Source organism: Acinetobacter sp. G18, from assembly GCF_052660225.1.
In genome coordinates this window covers 581610-600549 of record NZ_CP109658.1, presented here as the reverse complement: position 1 = coordinate 600549, position 18940 = coordinate 581610, and the positions used below count along the sequence as shown (strand labels likewise).

Below are 18940 nucleotides of genomic sequence, written 5' to 3'. Positions count from 1 at the left end.
TTTACAGGCGCTATTTTTTTGGCTGGTTTTTAACTATGGTATAGTGAAGTTCGCCTCAAATATTTAGTCCAGTCTATGCACTTTAATCCGCTTTATTCATCACTCAATCCTAAGCTTTTTCATATACAGCAGCCCACTCCTCTTCGTGGTGCGAAAGCTGGGCATTTCAATTTGGCTTTAGCCGAAGAACTACAATGGACGGATGAAGAAAAAGAGGCATGGGTAGAAATTTGCAGTGGTCAGCGGACTTTCTCAGAGTTTCCACCTTTAGCAATGGTTTATGCAGGGCATCAATTTGGGCAATGGGCAGGTCAGCTAGGCGACGGACGTGGTCTACTCATTGGACAAATTCTGAATAAAAATGGCCAAACTATCGATTTGCATTTGAAGGGTGCTGGCCCTACCCCCTATTCACGTATGGGAGATGGTCGAGCAGTTTTACGCTCTGTTATTCGTGAATATTTAGCAGGTCATGCCTTAAATGCTTTAGGAGTCACTTCGAGTCATGCAGTAGGTTTTACAAGCTCTGCTCAAGGGGTACAGCGTGAAAAATTAGAACCGGGTGCAATGCTGCTCAGAACATCTGAATGTCATATTCGTTTAGGTCATTTTGAATGGATCAATCAATATGCACCTGAGTTATTAACAGAGTTCACTCAAAAATGTATTGAATGGCACTATCCAGAATGCCAGCAAGAAGCTCAGCCTATTTTAGCTTTTGCTAAAGCTGTGATTAGAAATACAGCCATCATGATTGCCAAATGGCAATTGGTCGGTTTTGCTCATGGCGTAATGAATACTGACAACTTAAATATTACGGGCTCTACACTCGATTTTGGCCCATACGGTTTTATGGAACGTTTCCGTCCAAACTGGATTAACAACCATTCCGATTATCAAGGTCGTTATACCTATCAAAACCAGCCAAGTATTGCGCACTGGAATTTATGGACTTGGTTAAATAATCTCATTCCACTTGCCGAAACTGAGCATAAAGAGCAGTTCAAAGAAGCGTTGGCCGCTTGTCTAGAAGAATTTGAACCGACTTTTATTGAGCATTACACCACTGGTTTATGCAAAAAAATGGGACTTCCTCATTTCCATAAAGATAGCCTTGATTGTTGTTTTGCTTTTTTAAGAATCTTACAAACCGAGCAGCTAGATTACACTCAAAGCTTTATTAGACTGCAAAATAAAGAGTATAAGGCTCTACGTGATGACTGCCTCGATATTCGACAGTTCGACGAGTTCCTTAGCCAATATGAAAATATTCGTGAACATCAAGATACAGATGAACTTGATGCAAACATGCAACAAGCAAATCCAGTTTATATTTTACGTAATCATATGGCACAGCGAGCGATTGAAGCAGCGGAGCGAGATGATTTTAGTGAGGTAGACCGTTTGTTTAAGTTACTCAATCATCCTTATACAAGACAGCCAGATTTGGAAAAACCAGAAGATTTAGGCCCTTTACCAAGTGATGTGCCTGATGTAGCGGTAAGTTGTTCGTCTTAATATTAAAAAACTAAAACTCTCTTAAGTCGCTTAAGAGAGTTTCTTAAACATTAAAGAATAATATATGAAAATTAGACCTATCATTATTTGTACACTTCTATTCATTCCACTTGGAATTGCTTTTTATAAGTATGAAAAATATTTACCTACTTTTGTCTCTTCTCATAAAAAACTCACAAGTAATGAGATATCTCACCTTATAAAGACAAAACCTATAACCTCAATTGAAGTATTTAAAAATCAACGCATACTTCTACTTAAAAGTGATCAGGAAGTAATTCGTCGATACCCTATTCGTTTAGGCTTCAACCCTGAAGGGCATAAAAACTTTGAAAATGACGGTAAAACACCTGAAGGTATTTATTCTATAGACTGGCGCAATCCCAAAAGTGCTTTCTATAAATCATTGCATATTTCCTATCCTAATACACAAGATGTTGCCTATGCTAAACAGCATAATCAGCCGGCAGGTGGGAATATCATGATCCATGGATCTGCCCCAAAGTCCTTTTTATGGATACCTTTTAGTTCAAGTTATATGCCACACAAAGAGTGGACTTTAGGATGTATCGCAGTTAGAAATGTTGATATAGATGAAATTTGGCAATTAGTCCCTAATCATACCAAGATTATAATTTATACATAATCTTTGAAAACTATCCACATTTTCTGTGGATAACATTGTGGTTATCCACAGAATAACTTTTCTGAACAGTTTACTCTTCTGGATACTCGAAGCGGTAACCAACGCCATAAACAGCTTGAATCCATTCATGACGGTTACCAGTTTCAGCTGCTTCACTAATTTTTCGGCGCAAGTTTTTGATATGGCTGTCAATAACTCGGTCAGCAACATCAAAGCTGTCTGGATTAATATGGTCTAATAATTGCGCACGTGAATAAACTTGTCCGACATGTTCTAAAAATAGCTCAAGTAGGCGAAATTCTGTCGGCGTTAAACTTAACGACTTTTGTTGATACCAAATTCTTTGCTGAGCTTTATCAATACGGAAGGAATCATTTTGCTCTGGCTCTGCCTTACGCTCTAAACGACGTAAAACGGCCTGTACACGTGCAACTAACTCTTTTGGACTAAATGGCTTACAAACGTAATCATCAGCACCCATATTGAGACCTAAAACTCGATCAATTTCTTCAGTACGTGCAGTCACCATAATAATCGGTAAATCTGACTGTTCACGTACTTTACGGCAAATCGTTAAACCATCCATTCTTGGAACCATTAAGTCCAGAATCATTAAATTAGGTTTCCGTTGTTGAAAGCTCGTGTAAGCATCTTGACCATCATGAAACATACTTACTTCAAAACCAGCAGCTTCAAGATAATCACGTACCAGATGCGCTAACTCAACTTCATCCTCAACCAACATTACATGCTTCATGGGCCATTTTTCCTTTTATTTAACTCTGCTTTTTAAAGGTAAGTACACAGCGTAAACCACCCAACGGAGAGTGTTCAAAACTTAGTGTACCACCAAGCGCTTGCGCAATTTTACAAGATAAAGCCAAGCCTAATCCTGTTCCACCTGTACTACGCGTACGCGAATCATCTACTCGATAAAAACGCTCACCTAAACGTAATAGTTGCTCATCACTTAAACCAAACGGGCTATCATCAACATACAAAGTCCACTCTTGAGCAGTTTGACTTGTATGAATATGAATTTTGCCACCTGTTTCTGTGTAACGAATACTATTACTAATTAAATTAACAATAATTTGTTTAAAGCGATCACGATCTAACAGTAAAGATACCCCTTCACCTTCAACCTTAATTTCCAGATTTGCTTGCTCAAGTTTAGGTCTAAAGTTTTCAACTTCTTGTAATACAACATCCCACGGATTCACTGAACCTAAGTAGCATTTAAGTTGCTGAGCATCAGCCTGTGCTAGATCTGCTAGGTCTTGAGTAAGTTTCTTTAAGCTTGAAACTTGTCTCATCATGGCATCAAGATGTTCAGGAGTTGCCTTTCGAATACCATCTTGCATTGCTTCGATTTGCGCTTGCAATACAGCCAACGGTGTTTTCAACTCGTGAGATGTATCTGCAACCCATTGACGGCGTGATTCTTCATGTTGATGTAAAATCTCGGCTAAATGGTTCAATTGAGTTGATAAATCACCAAGTTCATCATTTCGTTTAATCACTACTTGATGTTGGTAATTACCTTTCGTTAACTCCTTTGTTGCATTTAATAAACGTTGAATTGGCTTTTTAAAATAAGTTGCCATTAAAAGTGCTGCAACTAAACTCGATAGTAAAGTTAAAGCATAAATTAAAAGTAAATAACGCTTTTGATTACTAAAGAAATTAATACTTAAAGCATCTTCTTTATCTAGAACTGGTTTTAGTCCTAAGTACCCTACCACCTCATTGTTGACGATAATGGGACGATAAGACATTTGATCTGAAGATGGAGGTTCACCAACTACAAATTGATGTTTGGCATCATATAAAGATAAACGAGAACTTAAGCCCAAACGGTCTGGCAAAGCAATAAAGCGCTTTTTGCCATTTTGTGTCTCAATATCTTTAAGACTTCCTTTTTTTGAATTACCTTTTTTATCATCACGCGGACGGAATTGGTTTGCGCTTAATGGAAATTTTAAGCCTTCAAATGGTTGATATTCTGAAGGTAAGTTCTTTTCTAATGTACGTAGCTCTTCATCACTAAAAATTGAATTTTTATTTGCTGTCGCTCCATCTGGAGAAACATTAATGAGCGTGTGTTCATCGAACGAATGCTGCTGAATCGCAATATCATATTGACGTCTTAACCACCACTGCGAAAGACGGTCATAATCGTCTGGCGCTGCCGTTCCTTCAATTTGTAAGATTTGCGCCTGAATTGCATTTCCCCAATCATGATAAACGCTATACACATTTCCAAGATTGGTCATGAGCCGATCTAGCTTTTGCATTTCAACATCGGCCACATATTTGGCAAAGTTCTTTTGCATCGTCCAGTGCAGAACACTCAAACTTGCGGTTGCAATTAACAATGTAGTCAGCAAGACTGTTAAAAATAGCCGCAATGCAATTGGAACACGTAGTACGTTCAAAAGTACTCTCTCATTTTTACCCTATATTTTTCATTGTAACTAACAACCAAAAGAAAAACTCTCCATTGTTTCTTCATCTTTATTATCTAATCTTTAAGGTATGTGGAAACAAACATTAAAAGGGCTTTAGATATGAAAATGACTGCTAAAATTGCATTATTTAGTGCATCAATTGTAACTATGGGTAGTTTGGCTGCGTGTCAATCAATGAATCAACCTCCTAAACCAGAACATGACATGATGCAAGATGGTCCACGAGATGGTCATCACCGTATGAAGCACCGTGAATTTACCCCTGAACAAAAAGCAGCGTGGGAGCAGCACCGCGCAGAGCGTCAAGCTCGTTTTGAACAGATTCAAAAAGCATGTGAAGGCAAAGCAAATGGTCAAGCTGTAAATGTTCAAGTTGGAGATAGAACACTTGAAGGTACGTGTAACTTACGTTTTGAACCAAAGCGCCCTCAACCACCAGTTAACGCCCCTGCTCCAGCAGCAGTTCAAGCAAAATAACGCATAAACGAACAAAGCAAAAGGCGCCTCTAGGCGCCTTTTTTTATGTACATAACTACTTACGATTTTGACTATTTTGTCTCATCTAAACTTCACTAAAAGTGTTTACACTCAAAGCACTTACATAGTTCAAGTATTTTTTTCTTGACTTTGCAGTCACAAAGTAAAGGCCCTGAGGTGCTTGTACAGTTATGCAAGTTGTTGCACGATGTAATGGTTCAAGGTGCCTCTTATGGCACATTATCGTAGATTAGGATTATAACTCTGGTTTCACCAGTATTGAGGAACCCGATATGCCACAATACAAAGCGCCCTTACGTGATATGCAATTCGTTTTGCATGAATTATTAAATGCAGAAGAGCACTATGCAAAATTACCTGATTTCCAAGGTAACGTAAGCCGTGAATTGGTTGATCAATATTTAGAAGCTGCGGCAGACTTCTGTGAAAATGAACTTTCTCCTTTAAACCAAGTTGGCGACCGCGAAGGTTGTACTTGGAATGATGGTGTAGTCACTACTCCAACAGGATTTAAAGAAGCTTATCAAAAATATATTGAACTTGGCTTCCCGTCTTTATCAGCAGAAGAACAATACGGCGGTCAAGGCCTACCTAACTCTTTAGGTATCGCAATTTCAGAAATGGTTGGTAGCTCTAACTGGGCATGGGGTATGTACCCAGGCTTATCTCACGGAGCAGTACGTACATTAGAACATCATGGTTCTGATGAACAAAAAAATACTTACTTACCTAACCTTGTTTCTGGTGTTTGGACAGGTACGATGTGCTTAACTGAATCTCATGCAGGTTCAGACTTAGGTATTATCCGTACTAAAGCAGAACCAAATGCAGATGGTAGCTATGCAATTTCTGGCGAGAAAATCTTTATCTCTGCTGGTGAACATGACATGGCTGACAACATCATCCATATCGTTCTTGCTCGCCTCCCGGGTGCACCAAAAGGTACTAAAGGTATTTCGTTATTCATCGTTCCTAAATTCCATGTAAATTCAGATGGAACTGTGGGCGAGCGTAACGCAGTGCGTTGTGGTTCTATCGAACACAAAATGGGTATTCATGGTAACGCAACTTGTGTGATTAACTTTGACCAAGCTAAAGGTTACTTAATTGGACCTGAAAACCGTGGCCTGAACTGTATGTTCACTTTCATGAACACAGCACGTATTGGTACTGCTGTTCAAGGTTTAGCAGCGTCTGAGTCATCTTTCCAAGGTGCTTTAACTTACGCGAAAGATCGTTTAGCAATGCGTTCACTTTCTGGTCCTAAAGCTCCAGAAAAAGAAGCAGATCCAATTATTGTTCACCCTGCTGTTCGCAACATGCTTTTAACTCAAAAAGCATTTGCTGAAGGCGGTCGTGCACTTGTTTACTTACTCGCTCAATATGCAGATATCGTTGAAAAAGGCGAAACTGAAGAAGAGCGTAAGTTTGCTGACAACATCTTGTCTTTATTGACTCCAATTGCAAAAGCATTCTTAACTGAAACAGGTTCTGAGTCTGCTAAGCATGGTGTTCAAGTCTTCGGTGGTCATGGCTTTATTTCTGAGCATGGCATGGAGCAAATCGTACGTGATACACGTATTGCTTGCTTGTATGAAGGTACAACCGAAATTCAAGCACTAGACTTGTTAGGCCGTAAAGTTTTACAAACTCAAGGTGCAATGCTTCGTGATTTCACCAAGATTGTTCATAAGTTTGTAGAAGCAAATAAAGACAATGCTGCCATGAAAGAATTTGTTGAGCCACTTGCTGCGCTTAACAAAGAATGGGGCGATCTCACTATGCAAATCGGTATGCGTGCAATGCAAAATCCGGATGAAGTGGGTGCTGCTGCTGTAGATTACCTATACTTCGCTGGTTACGTGACTTTAGGTTATCTATGGGCTCGTATGGCGCTTGTAGCACAAGAGAAATTGGCAGAAGGTACAACTGACGTTGATTTCTACAACGCGAAAGTTACCACTGCTCGCTTCTACTTCAAGAAAATCTTGCCACGCGTACGTTCTCATGTAGACGTGATTGCTGGTGGTCTAGACCCATTGATGTCATTAGATGCTGAACATTTCGCTTTCTAACCATAGTTAGTTGCGATATGCAATGTTAAAAACTAAAAAAGGACTGCTCAGTTTTGACGGTCCTTTTTTTATAAAATCAGTGATAAATTTAGACTTTAAATTCAATATCCATTTCGTTTTACAGGATATCTAGCACAGGTCGATGTGCATAAAAAAGGTGAACGATTATGCCAATTTACAATGCTCCTTTAGCTGATATGAAATTCATCTTAAATGATGTATTTAAAGCAGAACAATTTTGGCAGTCTAATGAGAAACTCGCTCATGTAGATGCTGCAACTGCTGAAGCAATTTTAGAAGAAATGGCTAAATTTGCTCAGAACGTGACTCATCCATTAAACCGTACTGGTGATGAAGAAGGCGCTCGCTACGAAAACGGCGAAGTCTTTACTCCTGCTGGCTTTAAAGATGCATTTCGTCAATATGCAGAAGGTGGCTGGATTGGCTTAGGCGCAGATGAAGAATGGGGCGGTCAAGGCATGCCAAAAATGCTGACCGTTCTTGCCGATGAAATGTTATTTGCGACAAACCCATCTTTCATGCTCTACCCGCTTCTTTCAGTGGGTGCAGGTATGGCTTTAAGTAGCTATGCATCTCAAGAGCAAAAAGAAACGTATTTACCTAAGATTTATTCAGGTGAATGGTCAGGTACCATGTGCTTAACCGAACCACATGCCGGTACTGACTTAGGTATTATTAAAACTAAAGCAGAACGTAATGAAGACGGCACTTATAACATTACTGGTACTAAAATCTTTATTACTGGCGGTGACAACGATTTAGCAGAAAATATCATTCACTTGGTACTTGCTAAAACTCCAGATGCTCCTGCGGGTTCACGTGGTATCTCACTATTTATTGTTCCGAAATACCTAGTAAATGAAGATGGCTCGTTAGGCGACCGTAATCATGTTGGCCCAGGTTCTATTGAACATAAAATGGGTATCAAAGCATCTGCTACTTGTGTGATGAACTTTGATGGCGCAAAAGGTTACCTCGTTGGTAAAGAAAACGAAGGCCTTGCTGCAATGTTCGTGATGATGAACTACGAACGTTTATCAATGGGTATTCAAGGCTTAGGTGCTTCTGAATTTGCTTATCAAAATGCTGCTCAATATGCGACTGACCGTTTACAAGGTCGTAGTGCTGCGGGCGTTCAATCACCAAATAAACCTGCTGACAGCATTTTAGTACATGGTGATGTACGTCGTATGCTACTTAACGTACGTGCCAACAACGAAGCTTCTCGCGCATTTGCTGTTTATGTAGGCCAACAGCTCGATATCACTAAGTTCTCAACTGATGCAGAAGCGGTGAAAAAAGCCAATAATCGCGTTGCGCTTTTAACACCAATTGCAAAAGCTTACCTCACAGATACAGCATTCCAAGCAACTTTAGATGCTCAGATGGTATTTGGTGGTCACGGTTATATTCGTGAATGGGGTATGGAACAATGTATTCGTGATCTTCGTATTGCTCAAATCTACGAAGGTACCAATGGCGTTCAGTCTCAAGATTTAATTGGTCGTAAAACTATTAAATGTGGCGGCGCATTCATTGCTGAATACATCACTGAGATTCGTGACTTTGCAAATGACCTAGACACAGATTTGAATTTCATTAAAGATGCAACATTAGATGCTGCAACTGAAATTGAAGCGATTACTCAGTTTATTATTGAGCAAGCTGCTGAAAACGTAGACTTCCCAAATGCTGCTGCTGTTGATTATTTACATGCAGTGGGCTTACTCAGCTTCGCTTATATGTTTGCAAAAATTTCTGCTGCAGCTAAAGATAAGTCTGGTGATTTCTACCAAAACAAACTTGCTTTAGCTCAATACTTTGTTGAACGTATCTTGCCAGATATTGATGCACGTATTGCTAAAATTAAAGCGGGTGCTGACTTAATTATGGGCTTTAGTGAAGACTACTTTACCAATCAAGCATAATTAAATTTTTCATAAAAAACGCCTGATTACTCAGGCGTTTTTTATTTTGTATTTACTATTTCTATTGGCATAAAATTTGTTTATTTTCTAGGCATACTCATATCAAAAAAGATTTTACTATGCCTGATCCTAAAAAGTTTGAAAGAACGCTCGACCGATTTGGACACTATGCTGTTGAGGCTTTTCATTATTTGGCTTTATTCATTATCGGCTGTATGGTGGCATGGTCAGCGGCACATACTGTTTTTGAAATTTTAACTATCAAAAAATATGCATCAATTGATGATATTTTACTATTATTTATCTACCTAGAACTTGGCGCAATGGTTGGAATTTACTTTAAAACCAATCACATGCCTGTACGCTTTCTTATTTATGTCGCAATTACAGCCTTAACCCGCCTACTCATTTCCGATATTCAACATGACCATAAAGCGGATATCGATCAAGTCATTATTACTGGTTCAATTTTAATTTTAGCGATTTCAATTTTAGTAGTTCGTTTTGCTTCATGGAATTATCCATCGGTCATGAAAGAAAAGCATTCAAAGACCCCAGTCTCACTCAAAACTCCTCAGCCACAAGATGATGAATTAGCATAAAAAAAGGCCTCGATACTGAGGCCTTTTTAATATTCTATATTTTACACTTAACGCACACGATAAACTTGGTGATGTGAATCAACTAATAAATATTGATTCGGCGTTTTCACCCAGTGATACCCACGTGGTGGCTCATATAAACGATGTGCGCGCCAGTCTGAAACAAAGTAACGGTGATCACGGTATTCTACAGGAATACGCTCCCCTCGCTTGACTACGACATATTCACCACCACGGTTTGCTTTGACCCAACCCGGTCCTCTATGTTCATCGCGATGGTCGTAACGCTGATCATAATGTCGATTATCGTTGCCGTGATAATTATCCCAGCGATTATTTGAATCCGCCATCGCAGTAGCAGATATACCCAACATTAAAGTTGAAAGTACAAGAACGATTGGCTTTTTCATGGTGCATCCCTTTTGTCTTGATATAGAGCTAGATTAAAAGAGAGTCAAGGAGAAACCATGAATAAAACAGGCTTGATTGATATTGTTTGTAATGACTATAAAGAAAATATGAAGAATCTGTATCTATGCTACCATTAGCATTTTCCAAGCTAGGTCAATTGCTGTGTCTGAAATCAGTTTTGAACGTCTTCATCAATTTTTCTGCAAAGTTCCAAGTGTACAAGAAGCCCGTATTATGGCTCATGGAGCAGATGGCGAACACGCTTGGTGGTTTAAGTTCAGTATTGATGTAGAACACCCACTTGCATGGCAAACCGTACAAGAACTCGGCCATGTTTTAAATTATCTCTCGACAAATGAACGTCTACCAACCTTATTCTTTCCTGTTTCACCACCACCTTATATGAATGGTGAAGCCAAAGATTTTTTATCGTGGATTATTCAGTGTAATCACCCTGAGTTTAGCCCTGATGTCGTTTGTGATTGGCTTGAGGCGCGTTTACCAAATCCGGTGGATGATGAGTCTCAGTGGAAAATTAAGACTGATTTGAGTGAAATAGAAAAGTTAGATGATAAGGCTTTAGATCAATTGATTCCGCCAGCGCCTTAAATTATTCAAAATTTTATTCTATATTTTTTTAATTAGCACGACGGGGTCTTACCGCTTTAAGTTCTACTTGTAGTAGCTAATTCGTTACTTTGGTTTCGCCCAAAGTAACCAAAAGCATTTGTCATCCACAAAACCTGTTCACTGTTTTCGCTTATCTAATTTTATTGCAAAAACAATCTAATCTCAGATTTTGGGCAGGTTGTGGATGACTCTAGGCACAAGCCATTTTTGGAAAACTCCAAAGATGGTCATTAGAAAGTCGACAAACCTGACCATTCCATAAAACGATAAATCCAATATTTCACTTTAGACTCGTCGGCATACTTCGCGTAATCGACACTCATCTGTTTCCCCTGCAAGTTTGACCATGAAGTATTGAAGTAATCCTGAGCATCTTTAAAAACTTGATCTTGAACTTTGCCGATAACCAGCATATCCGTTTCAAGGTTGTAATTTTTTAAATTACGAGCAGTGAAATTGGCAGAACCTACAATCAACTCAGCTTGCTGGTCGTTATATTTCACAATCATTTTGCTATGGTTCTGCTCACCATGCGTGTCACACCAACGGATTGGAATGCCCGCAGCATGTAACTCTGAAGCAACCTGACGGTTTGGAATACCATTCTTTTCTCTTCCAAATGCATCTTTATTTGGATCAAGTAAAACACGAACAATCACACCTCGTGCTTGTGCATTTTTTAGAGCTTGAATAATCTTACGTTCAGACAAATAAAACATACTTAAATCAATATGCTCTTTCGGTTTAGCCGAGTTAATTAATTTCAGCACAGATTCATAGATCGCACCTTCCGTTAACACTTGAACTTGAGGTTTGGTTATATCTTTTTCAAAGTCACCTAAAATCAGTGAGGGTGAACTACTTCCAGACATTTGTGCAACAGCAGCCTCTGTTTGGAGAACATCAGAAGCAGTGGCTCCTGTTACAACCAACGCAACATTAGAGTGTCTAGAACTACCATCGTGTGGATTTGCTGACGTAACCAATGATTTCCAGCCAGCATCGGTATCAACAACTAATGTTTTACGATGATTGGCTTTAAAATTGAATAAGTTCAGATAACTTCGTAACGTAATTTTTTCATTACCAAATGGGTTAGGTAACCAGCCCTTTTCAGGGTTATTTCCAACACTCTGACAACAGATATACCAAAACCCTGACCAAAGTGGATTAGATGCACGTAAAGGGATCAGATTCGTTTCGATAACATCAACCCCAGCTTGACGTAACTGACGATAATGCTCAGGACTTAAACCGCCATAAACCGAGTTAATGGGGTCAGTAATTAGTACAATTTGAATTTGACGGTTTTGTCTTTTCTTACTCACTAATGCATCGGTTAACTCTTGCATCAATGGTCTTTGCTTTATTTTTGAATCCCCCACCTCTGAATTGAATAAGAACATATCGACCACAATAGTAGTCTTTGCCTCATCAATCATTTTCAAGATTTCATCGAAAATATGCTGATCAAGTTTCTGTTGACCATTGGCATCCAGATAGGTTTTATCTGCTAAAAATTTGACATCGGCATGTCTAAGCTTGCCACTAAAGTTAATGCCCTGTGGTAATGGTTTTACTGTGTGGTAAATTGCCGATGCAACATATGCAATAGCAACAACGCAAAGTAATACCGCCATATAACGACGCCCTGACCAATTTATTTTTTGATGAATTCGCTGAAAAATACGCATAAAAAAGACCTAACTTGATCATTTCAAATTAGGTCTTTTAGCTTGATTTTTCAAGTTTAGTTTCGTGTTAGGCCTTAGAAACTAAAGTTTACACCTACAGTAAAATTACGTCCGACTTGTGGAACATTTGCGAGGAAAGACTCATGCTGATAAATTTTACTATCTAACAAGTTATTGGCATTCAAGAACACTCGGTAATCACCAATGTTGCTATATTTACCATTATATCCAACGCCCAAGTTCAGCATGTTATAGCTCTGCCCTTTGGTTTCATAATTAGCAATATCATCTTGTTTAAATACATGATAATACTCGGCAGAACCATCCCAACCATCACCAAAATCGGCTTTGACTTTAGTTCCTAAACGTCCACCAGGAATACGCGGTGCATTTTCATTATCAATTTTGCCACGGACATAGTCACCAAATAACCCTAAATTATATACAGGTGAAATTTGATAGCTTAGGTCAGCATCGACACCATAAAATTTTGCTGCATCTTGACTATATTCAATGAGGCGGAATCCTTGGAACTCATCTAAGGTATTGGCATAAATAAAATTATCAAAACGGTTGTGGAAAACGCTTACATTGTATTTCAAAAGGTCATTATCAAAGTGCAAACCCAACTCGACATTATTTGAGCGTTCTTTCTTCAGGTCATCATTACCCAACTCATAGGTATTGGTCGCCATATGTACACCATCTGAATACAACTCTTGGGCAAATGGTAAACGCTCTTGATGTGACGTTGTGAAGGACAATTTGTATTGTGGAACAAATTCCCAGCTTGCAGTACCAGCAACCGAATATCCAGTACCCGTGTAATTCTTTTGATCTGACTCAATGTCGATAGTTTGGTGGTCAACACGTGAAGAAACTGCAAGATTGACGTTATTGATTTGTTTTTGTTGCAAACCAAACACGCTATAACGCTGGGTTTTGCTTGGGTCCATAATGGATTCATCACCAACAATATTTAGTTTTTGTTGGGTATATTGCGCGCCAATTTGCCCTGTCCAACCAGCCCAAGCATTATTTTCTAGTGTAACTCGGCTGTCTACACCTTTGCTTTTAAAAGTTGTTCCTACCTCACTACCATGCATTTCTTCATGCTGATAATCTGTATAGCTTGCTTGCGCTGCAACTTTAGCAAAACCTGCAAACGGATCTTTTAACTCACCTTTTAAGTCATAACGCTTTTCTTTGAGATTAATCCATGAAGCATCATGTTCGTGGTCATGCCCATGATCGGTTGGATCATCTGAACCGCACACAAGATGCAAGCCATCACGCTCACATGAACCAAAAAGCTCATTCTCAGCAGGAATGCCATATTGATCATGACGTTGGCTAAATGAAGCGCCGATAAAGCCGCGGTCTCCAATCCAAGACAGTCCAGCATTATAATTTTTAGAATCAGCAAAAGTACTATCTTGACGACGCTCGTCTGTTTGCAAATCTTTAGGCAAGATATAGTCATTCGCATCGCGCTTTAAACCACCAACACGTAGCGCAACATGGTCGCCTAAACCAACTGTTGTTTGTCCCGAATAAAGCAACTCGTCACTACCCGAGTTATAGCGAACACTGGCTTTACCTTGGTAACCCTTATCTGGCACAGCTGTTGGAATTTTTTCATCAACAACATTTACCAGTCCCCCAACTGAACCTGCACCATATAGTAAGGCTTCAGCACCATTTAATATCTGAATATCTTGGGCAGAGTTTGGATCGACAGTAACAGCATGGTCTGGCGATACAGATGAAACATCCATTACATCGCCACCATTTTGTACAATTTTGACGCGTGTACCATCTTGACCACGAATGACTGGACGGCTCACCCCACCTGTATATTGAGCCGCATAAACTCCGGTCTGACCATTTAAGGCATTACCAATACTTGTTGCCCCTTCCGCCAAAGACGTGTTGTTAACTGGTTCTGCCTTAACCTTAATTGTTGCCAATTCGGCAGGTTTCTCATCCTTAGTATTTGTATCATCCGCTGCCATTACTTGCTGAATGGAAAATGATAATAATGAAAGAACAAAAAGCTGTGTTTTGAGCTGCATAATGAATGACCCGTATTTTTTTGTTATATTATAACATTCCAAACGTTTTGCAATAAAAAACATTAACCCAAGGTATGTTTCGTTAGACTCGTTGTTTTTGATGATGTGAGAAGCGTCCGTTTCCAATGCCTTTTACAATCTCTCATGCTGTTATTGCACCACCAATTGCCAAATTAAGCAGAAATATACTACCTATTGCCGCCTTAGCGATTGGCAGTATGACACCTGATCTTTATCGCCTATTTACAGTTCAATCCAGCATGCTGACGCATCAATGGAAAGGTTTACTCTATCCAAACCTTGCATTAGGTTTATTGTTCTGCGCGATTTGGTATGTTCTATATAGGCCTGCGGTTTACCGTTTTTTTGGCATTCAACATGATTTGAAATTAGACTCTATTAAACATTTTATATACTTTTTTATTGGAGTTGTATTCGCGCTCATTATCGGTATTGCCACTCATCTCATTTGGGATGGTCTTACCCACTCTGACTTTAGAACGTTTATCTTTCAAGATTTTTTATCCCAAACGGTTCACTTCTTTGGCCGCCCGTATCCTTTGCATCGCCTTCTTCAGCTCGGTTCTTCTGCACTGGCACTACCTTTTTTAGGCTGGATGAGTATTCATTACTATCACAAATATAAACAGCACTGGAAAATAAGCCGTAAAGTTAAAATTTTTGCTTGGTTCCTGTTTACTTTATCTACACTTTTAGGCTTATTTTCTCTTTGGGATTATGCCCGTTACATTCCTCACGAGGTTTGGCATACCGATACCTATTATTTCACGGGTCGATCCATCAATGAGTTCATGCAGGGTTGGTTAAGTACCTTTAGTTTAGGATGCTTATTATTCTTGTTTTTAGATAGACAACAAAGAATGGGATGAATAGGTAAACTTGCTGCCAAATTGCTCATTTTTAGCTAAATTATAGCTGTTTTTTGATCTAGTTCTTGTCGCATGCCACTCAACAGGGCATAATCGAAAACTTACTTTTTTGACGGTGCGCGGTTTACGCATCCGTCTTTTCAGCCAATATAGTTTGGATAATCTTCATCATGATGCGAACTCATTACTGCGGCTCTTTAACTGAAGCCCAAATCGACCAAACCGTTACATTATGCGGTTGGGTACATCGTCGCCGTGACCATGGCGGTGTTATTTTCCTTGATATGCGTGACCGTGATGGTCTCGTTCAAGTGGTTATTGACCCAGATACTCCAGAAGCATTTGCAACAGCAGATAAAGCACGTTCTGAATATGTATTAAAAATTACAGGTCGTGTTCGTCGCCGTTATGAAGGTACTGAAAATGCCAATATGGTGAGTGGTCAAATTGAAGTTTTGGGTAAAGACATCGAAGTTCTTGCCACTTCAGAAACACCTCCATTCCCTTTAAATGATGAAAATACCAATATTTCTGAAGAAATTCGTTTGAAATATCGTTTCTTAGATATTCGTCGTCCTGAAATGTTGGATCGTTTACGCTTCCGTTCTAAATTGACCAATCTTATTCGTAACTATTTCGAAGATAATGGTTTCTTAGACGTTGAAACACCTATTTTGACACGTGCAACTCCTGAAGGTGCGCGTGACTACTTAGTACCAAGTCGTGTACAAAATGGCAGTTTCTATGCACTTCCACAATCACCACAATTATTCAAACAATTGTTGATGGTGGGTGGTATTGATCGTTACTACCAAATCGCGAAATGTTTCCGTGATGAAGACTTGCGAGCTGACCGTCAGCCAGAATTTACTCAAATCGACGTTGAAACATCGTTCATGAGTGACGATGAGATCATGGACTTAATGGAAGTCCTTACTGTGAAGATGTTCGATGAACTTCTTGGCGTTAAATTTGATAAATTCCAACGTATGACTTACGCAGATGCAATGCGTGACTATGCATCAGATAAACCTGATATGCGTATTCCGTTGAAACTCGTTGACGTTGCAGACTTAATGCAAGAAGTAGAGTTCAAAGTATTTGCTGGACCTGCAAAAGATCCTAAAGGTCGTATTGTTGCTTTACGCGTTCCTGGTGCAGCTTCATTGCCACGTAGCGCAATTGATGAATACACCAAATTCGTTGGCATCTATGGTGCAAAAGGTTTGGCTTACATCAAAGTTAATGAACTCGCTAAAGGAATTGAAGGTCTTCAATCTCCAATCGTGAAATTCATTGAACCAATCGTACTCGAACTGTTGGAACGTGTTGGTGCGCAAGATGGCGATATCGTATTCTTCGGTGCTGATAAAGCTAAAGTTGTAAATGATGCAATGGGTGCTCTTCGTGTCAAGATTGGTCACGACTTGAATCTTGCAACTTGTGAGTGGGCTCCACTTTGGGTTGTTGACTTCCCAATGTTTGAAGAAACTGACGATGGCAAATGGACTTCTGTTCACCATCCATTCACTCTACCAAAATCAAGCGTAGAAGAAGTGAAGAACAATCCAGGTGAAGCACTTTCAGTTGCTTATGACATGGTATTGAACGGTACTGAAGTTGGTGGTGGTTCTCTACGTATTTATACACTAGAAATGCAAAAAGCGATTTTTGAAGCGCTTGGTATTTCTGATGAAGAAGCGGAAGAGAAATTCAGCTTCTTGCTTAACGCACTTCGTTACGGTGCTCCTCCTCACGGTGGTCTAGCATTTGGTCTTGACCGTTTAGTAATGTTAATGACTGGCGCGACTTCTATTCGTGACGTTATTGCATTCCCTAAAACGAAAACTGCTGAATGTCCACTTACTCAAGCACCTGCTCCAGTTGAAGCTAACCAGCTTCGTGACTTAGGCATTCGTTTACGTGAAAAGCCAAAAGCTGAAGAATCTAAATAATTTTTAGATTTTAAATAAAAAACCCTGCTTAAGCAGGGTTTTTTATTAAGTAGTTTCAATGGGATATTTCTTTTTCAAAACTTGAGACTGTATTAAATTTTTGTTCAAAAATTTTAATAATTTCTAATTTTAATTTTTCAAAATCAACCACATGCTCATCATCATTTAGACAAATTTGTGGAAATTGTTCATTCTTAATCACATAATTAATTTCAGAGAGATTTTGCAATCTTAAATTAAAGTTTTGTCCGCGCTCAAAGATATTTACAGGACAAAAACGATTAGAACATAACTGCCAAAGCCTAAACAAATATTGGTTAACATCTAAAGGTTGTCTAAAGCGATGACTTGATACTTCTCTCAAATAGTTTTCTTCTTTTTTCCAAACCTCTTCAAAAACCGACTTCAAAAATGGCTGAGGTAAATGAGTACTATAAAAGCTTGAGAATTTTCGGTTATATAAACTTAAAAAATTATCCCAATTGTTGCTTATAGAATATCGATGATTAAAAAGAGCGTAAGGATTTTTTCGAAATAGTTTTCTCTTATCAAAATATTTATTAATAATTGCAACATCAGTCAAAGCAACAGCGCCTAAAAAATTTTCCTCACCAACAACCATCAAAGGCTGTAGCCGAATACCATCACAAGGTAGTCCATTCTGAAAGAAAAATTCTGGCTCTAAAGGTCTATTAATAAAAGTATCGTCATTGAAATATACAAAATGCTCTGCAAGCCCTTTTATTTTATGAATATTAATTTCAATAGCATGAGAGTTAAACGTAGGTAAACAGTTTGATTCTATAATTTGATTATGGGTAACTAAATTTAACTTCGGATGATTTTTGACTAAAAATTCAGGGAAATGTCCACAGGTAACAAGGTGAATTTTTCGTACCCAAGGGCAAAATTTCTCAACAGATCTAAACCAAAAATGGAGATTATTCCAATCACGATAACGGCACTCATCACTAAGTGATGTAACCTGTTTATTTACTTCTTTAAATTTATAATATGCGTAATCTTGCTGCCATTTCGTATCGGTTGAGTCTACCCAAATCATTACAAAATCAATAGACTGCATTAAACACATATCCAAATAAGTACAGAAATTTACTAAAAAATCTCAGATAAAAAATGGAATTCAATGTTTATTAATGTTAATAAAAATTCATAATTTGTTCATAATTTTAATTTTTCTACACAATTAACTCAATTTAGGCTCTATTGAGATGAGAGTAGGCAAATGGCATAATATCACCACTTTTTCTCCCTTGGTGATTCATTATGGCAATGCGCCCTGATGTACGTCGACATGCTTTAATCGTAATTGTATTCTCTCTTGCGCAGTGGTTTTTTATGCGCTATATCCTTTCTCATGAATTATTCAATTTAACAACGAACCAACGTATTCTTTATTTCTGCGTAAGTAGCCTAGTAGGCGCATTACTTATTTTTGTTGCACTCATTTATATGGTGCTTAAAGGAAATGCGGATAAAAATTAATATCCGCCTCCCTTTGTAAG

Annotated in this window: 16 protein-coding genes; 10 read left to right on the top strand and 6 right to left on the bottom strand. The window is 38.7% G+C overall.

What is annotated here, in order from left to right:
• Positions 1–75: 75 nt before the first annotated feature.
• On the top strand, positions 76–1518 hold the full coding sequence (locus tag NE363_RS02935) for a protein adenylyltransferase SelO (protein ID WP_445535788.1): 1443 nt from the start codon (positions 76–78) through the stop codon (positions 1516–1518).
• A 64-nt stretch (positions 1519–1582) separates the two neighbouring features.
• Complete coding sequence (locus tag NE363_RS02930; RefSeq protein WP_445535787.1) at positions 1583–2164, top strand: L,D-transpeptidase family protein; 582 nt, start codon at positions 1583–1585, stop codon at positions 2162–2164.
• Positions 2165–2234: 70 nt separating this feature from the next.
• On the opposite strand, the gene NE363_RS02925 is transcribed toward NE363_RS02930, so the two are convergent.
• Positions 2235–2921, bottom strand: a complete 687-nt coding sequence (locus tag NE363_RS02925; RefSeq protein WP_019457495.1) for a response regulator — start codon at positions 2919–2921, stop codon at positions 2235–2237.
• A 19-nt stretch (positions 2922–2940) separates the two neighbouring features.
• Entirely contained in the window at positions 2941–4602 is a 1662-nt protein-coding gene (gene baeS, locus NE363_RS02920; protein ID WP_308965790.1) for a sensor histidine kinase efflux regulator BaeS, read from the bottom strand.
• A gap of 132 nt (positions 4603–4734) precedes the next feature.
• On the opposite strand from baeS, the gene NE363_RS02915 reads away from it, so the two are divergent.
• The 4 genes from NE363_RS02915 to NE363_RS02900 all read left to right on the top strand — a co-directional run bounded on the left by NE363_RS02915 (position 4735) and on the right by NE363_RS02900 (position 9759).
• Positions 4735–5112 carry a hypothetical protein gene (locus tag NE363_RS02915; RefSeq protein ID WP_445535786.1) on the top strand — a complete coding sequence of 126 codons (378 nt, stop codon included), beginning with the start codon at positions 4735–4737 and terminating at the stop codon, positions 5110–5112.
• Positions 5113–5405: 293 nt separating this feature from the next.
• Complete coding sequence (locus NE363_RS02910; RefSeq protein ID WP_191107425.1) at positions 5406–7208, top strand: acyl-CoA dehydrogenase C-terminal domain-containing protein; 1803 nt, start codon at positions 5406–5408, stop codon at positions 7206–7208.
• Positions 7209–7375: 167 nt separating this feature from the next.
• Positions 7376–9157, top strand: coding sequence for an acyl-CoA dehydrogenase C-terminal domain-containing protein (locus NE363_RS02905; protein WP_004705686.1), 1782 nt, complete (start codon positions 7376–7378; stop codon positions 9155–9157).
• Positions 9158–9276: 119 nt separating this feature from the next.
• Complete coding sequence (locus tag NE363_RS02900; protein ID WP_004705685.1) at positions 9277–9759, top strand: phosphate-starvation-inducible protein PsiE; 483 nt, start codon at positions 9277–9279, stop codon at positions 9757–9759.
• Positions 9760–9806: 47 nt separating this feature from the next.
• On the opposite strand, the gene NE363_RS02895 is transcribed toward NE363_RS02900, so the two are convergent.
• Positions 9807–10169 (bottom strand): RcnB family protein, encoded by a 363-nt coding sequence (locus tag NE363_RS02895; RefSeq protein ID WP_019457489.1) that lies wholly within the window; start codon positions 10167–10169, stop codon positions 9807–9809.
• 163 nt (positions 10170–10332) lie between these two features.
• Here NE363_RS02895 and NE363_RS02890 point away from each other — a divergent pair, with 163 nt between their 5' ends.
• Positions 10333–10779, top strand: a complete 447-nt coding sequence (locus NE363_RS02890) for a hypothetical protein (RefSeq protein WP_017482201.1) — start codon at positions 10333–10335, stop codon at positions 10777–10779.
• A 251-nt stretch (positions 10780–11030) separates the two neighbouring features.
• On the opposite strand, the gene NE363_RS02885 is transcribed toward NE363_RS02890, so the two are convergent.
• Both NE363_RS02885 and znuD read right to left on the bottom strand, forming a co-directional pair.
• Positions 11031–12494 (bottom strand): phospholipase D family protein, encoded by a 1464-nt coding sequence (locus NE363_RS02885; RefSeq protein ID WP_445535785.1) that lies wholly within the window; start codon positions 12492–12494, stop codon positions 11031–11033.
• Between the two features lie 74 nt (positions 12495–12568).
• On the bottom strand, positions 12569–14569 hold the full coding sequence (gene znuD, locus NE363_RS02880; RefSeq protein WP_445535784.1) for a zinc piracy TonB-dependent receptor ZnuD: 2001 nt from the start codon (positions 14567–14569) through the stop codon (positions 12569–12571).
• Positions 14570–14694: 125 nt separating this feature from the next.
• Between znuD and NE363_RS02875 the strand changes: the two genes are divergently transcribed.
• Both NE363_RS02875 and aspS read left to right on the top strand, forming a co-directional pair.
• Positions 14695–15459 carry a DUF4184 family protein gene (locus NE363_RS02875; RefSeq protein ID WP_445535783.1) on the top strand — a complete coding sequence of 255 codons (765 nt, stop codon included), beginning with the start codon at positions 14695–14697 and terminating at the stop codon, positions 15457–15459.
• A 170-nt stretch (positions 15460–15629) separates the two neighbouring features.
• The gene (aspS, locus tag NE363_RS02870) at positions 15630–17414 is read left to right on the top strand and encodes an aspartate--tRNA ligase (RefSeq protein WP_004705679.1); all 1785 of its coding nucleotides are present in this window, start codon (positions 15630–15632) and stop codon (positions 17412–17414) included.
• Between the two features lie 55 nt (positions 17415–17469).
• Here the strand turns inward: aspS and NE363_RS02865 are convergent, their stop codons facing one another.
• Complete coding sequence (locus tag NE363_RS02865; protein WP_445535782.1) at positions 17470–18498, bottom strand: stealth conserved region 3 domain-containing protein; 1029 nt, start codon at positions 18496–18498, stop codon at positions 17470–17472.
• Positions 18499–18701: 203 nt separating this feature from the next.
• Here NE363_RS02865 and NE363_RS02860 point away from each other — a divergent pair, with 203 nt between their 5' ends.
• Positions 18702–18920 carry a hypothetical protein gene (locus NE363_RS02860; RefSeq protein WP_308965783.1) on the top strand — a complete coding sequence of 73 codons (219 nt, stop codon included), beginning with the start codon at positions 18702–18704 and terminating at the stop codon, positions 18918–18920.
• The last annotated feature ends 20 nt before the right edge of the window (positions 18921–18940 follow it).

What these genes read in the sequence shown, in the direction of transcription:
- NE363_RS02900 (WP_004705685.1), top strand. Translation starts at nt 9,277, where the DNA reads ATGCCTGATCCTAAAAAGTTTGAAAGAACGCTCGACCGATTTGGACAC.
- NE363_RS02895 (WP_019457489.1), bottom strand. Translation starts at nt 10,169, where the DNA reads ATGAAAAAGCCAATCGTTCTTGTACTTTCAACTTTAATGTTGGGTATA.
- NE363_RS02930 (WP_445535787.1), top strand. Translation starts at nt 1,583, where the DNA reads ATGAAAATTAGACCTATCATTATTTGTACACTTCTATTCATTCCACTT.
- NE363_RS02885 (WP_445535785.1), bottom strand. Translation starts at nt 12,494, where the DNA reads ATGCGTATTTTTCAGCGAATTCATCAAAAAATAAATTGGTCAGGGCGT.
- aspS (WP_004705679.1), top strand. Translation starts at nt 15,630, where the DNA reads ATGATGCGAACTCATTACTGCGGCTCTTTAACTGAAGCCCAAATCGAC.
- NE363_RS02875 (WP_445535783.1), top strand. Translation starts at nt 14,695, where the DNA reads ATGCCTTTTACAATCTCTCATGCTGTTATTGCACCACCAATTGCCAAA.
- NE363_RS02915 (WP_445535786.1), top strand. Translation starts at nt 4,735, where the DNA reads ATGAAAATGACTGCTAAAATTGCATTATTTAGTGCATCAATTGTAACT.
- NE363_RS02935 (WP_445535788.1), top strand. Translation starts at nt 76, where the DNA reads ATGCACTTTAATCCGCTTTATTCATCACTCAATCCTAAGCTTTTTCAT.
- NE363_RS02905 (WP_004705686.1), top strand. Translation starts at nt 7,376, where the DNA reads ATGCCAATTTACAATGCTCCTTTAGCTGATATGAAATTCATCTTAAAT.
- NE363_RS02865 (WP_445535782.1), bottom strand. Translation starts at nt 18,498, where the DNA reads ATGCAGTCTATTGATTTTGTAATGATTTGGGTAGACTCAACCGATACG.
- NE363_RS02910 (WP_191107425.1), top strand. Translation starts at nt 5,406, where the DNA reads ATGCCACAATACAAAGCGCCCTTACGTGATATGCAATTCGTTTTGCAT.
- NE363_RS02860 (WP_308965783.1), top strand. Translation starts at nt 18,702, where the DNA reads ATGGCAATGCGCCCTGATGTACGTCGACATGCTTTAATCGTAATTGTA.
- znuD (WP_445535784.1), bottom strand. Translation starts at nt 14,569, where the DNA reads ATGCAGCTCAAAACACAGCTTTTTGTTCTTTCATTATTATCATTTTCC.
- NE363_RS02925 (WP_019457495.1), bottom strand. Translation starts at nt 2,921, where the DNA reads ATGAAGCATGTAATGTTGGTTGAGGATGAAGTTGAGTTAGCGCATCTG.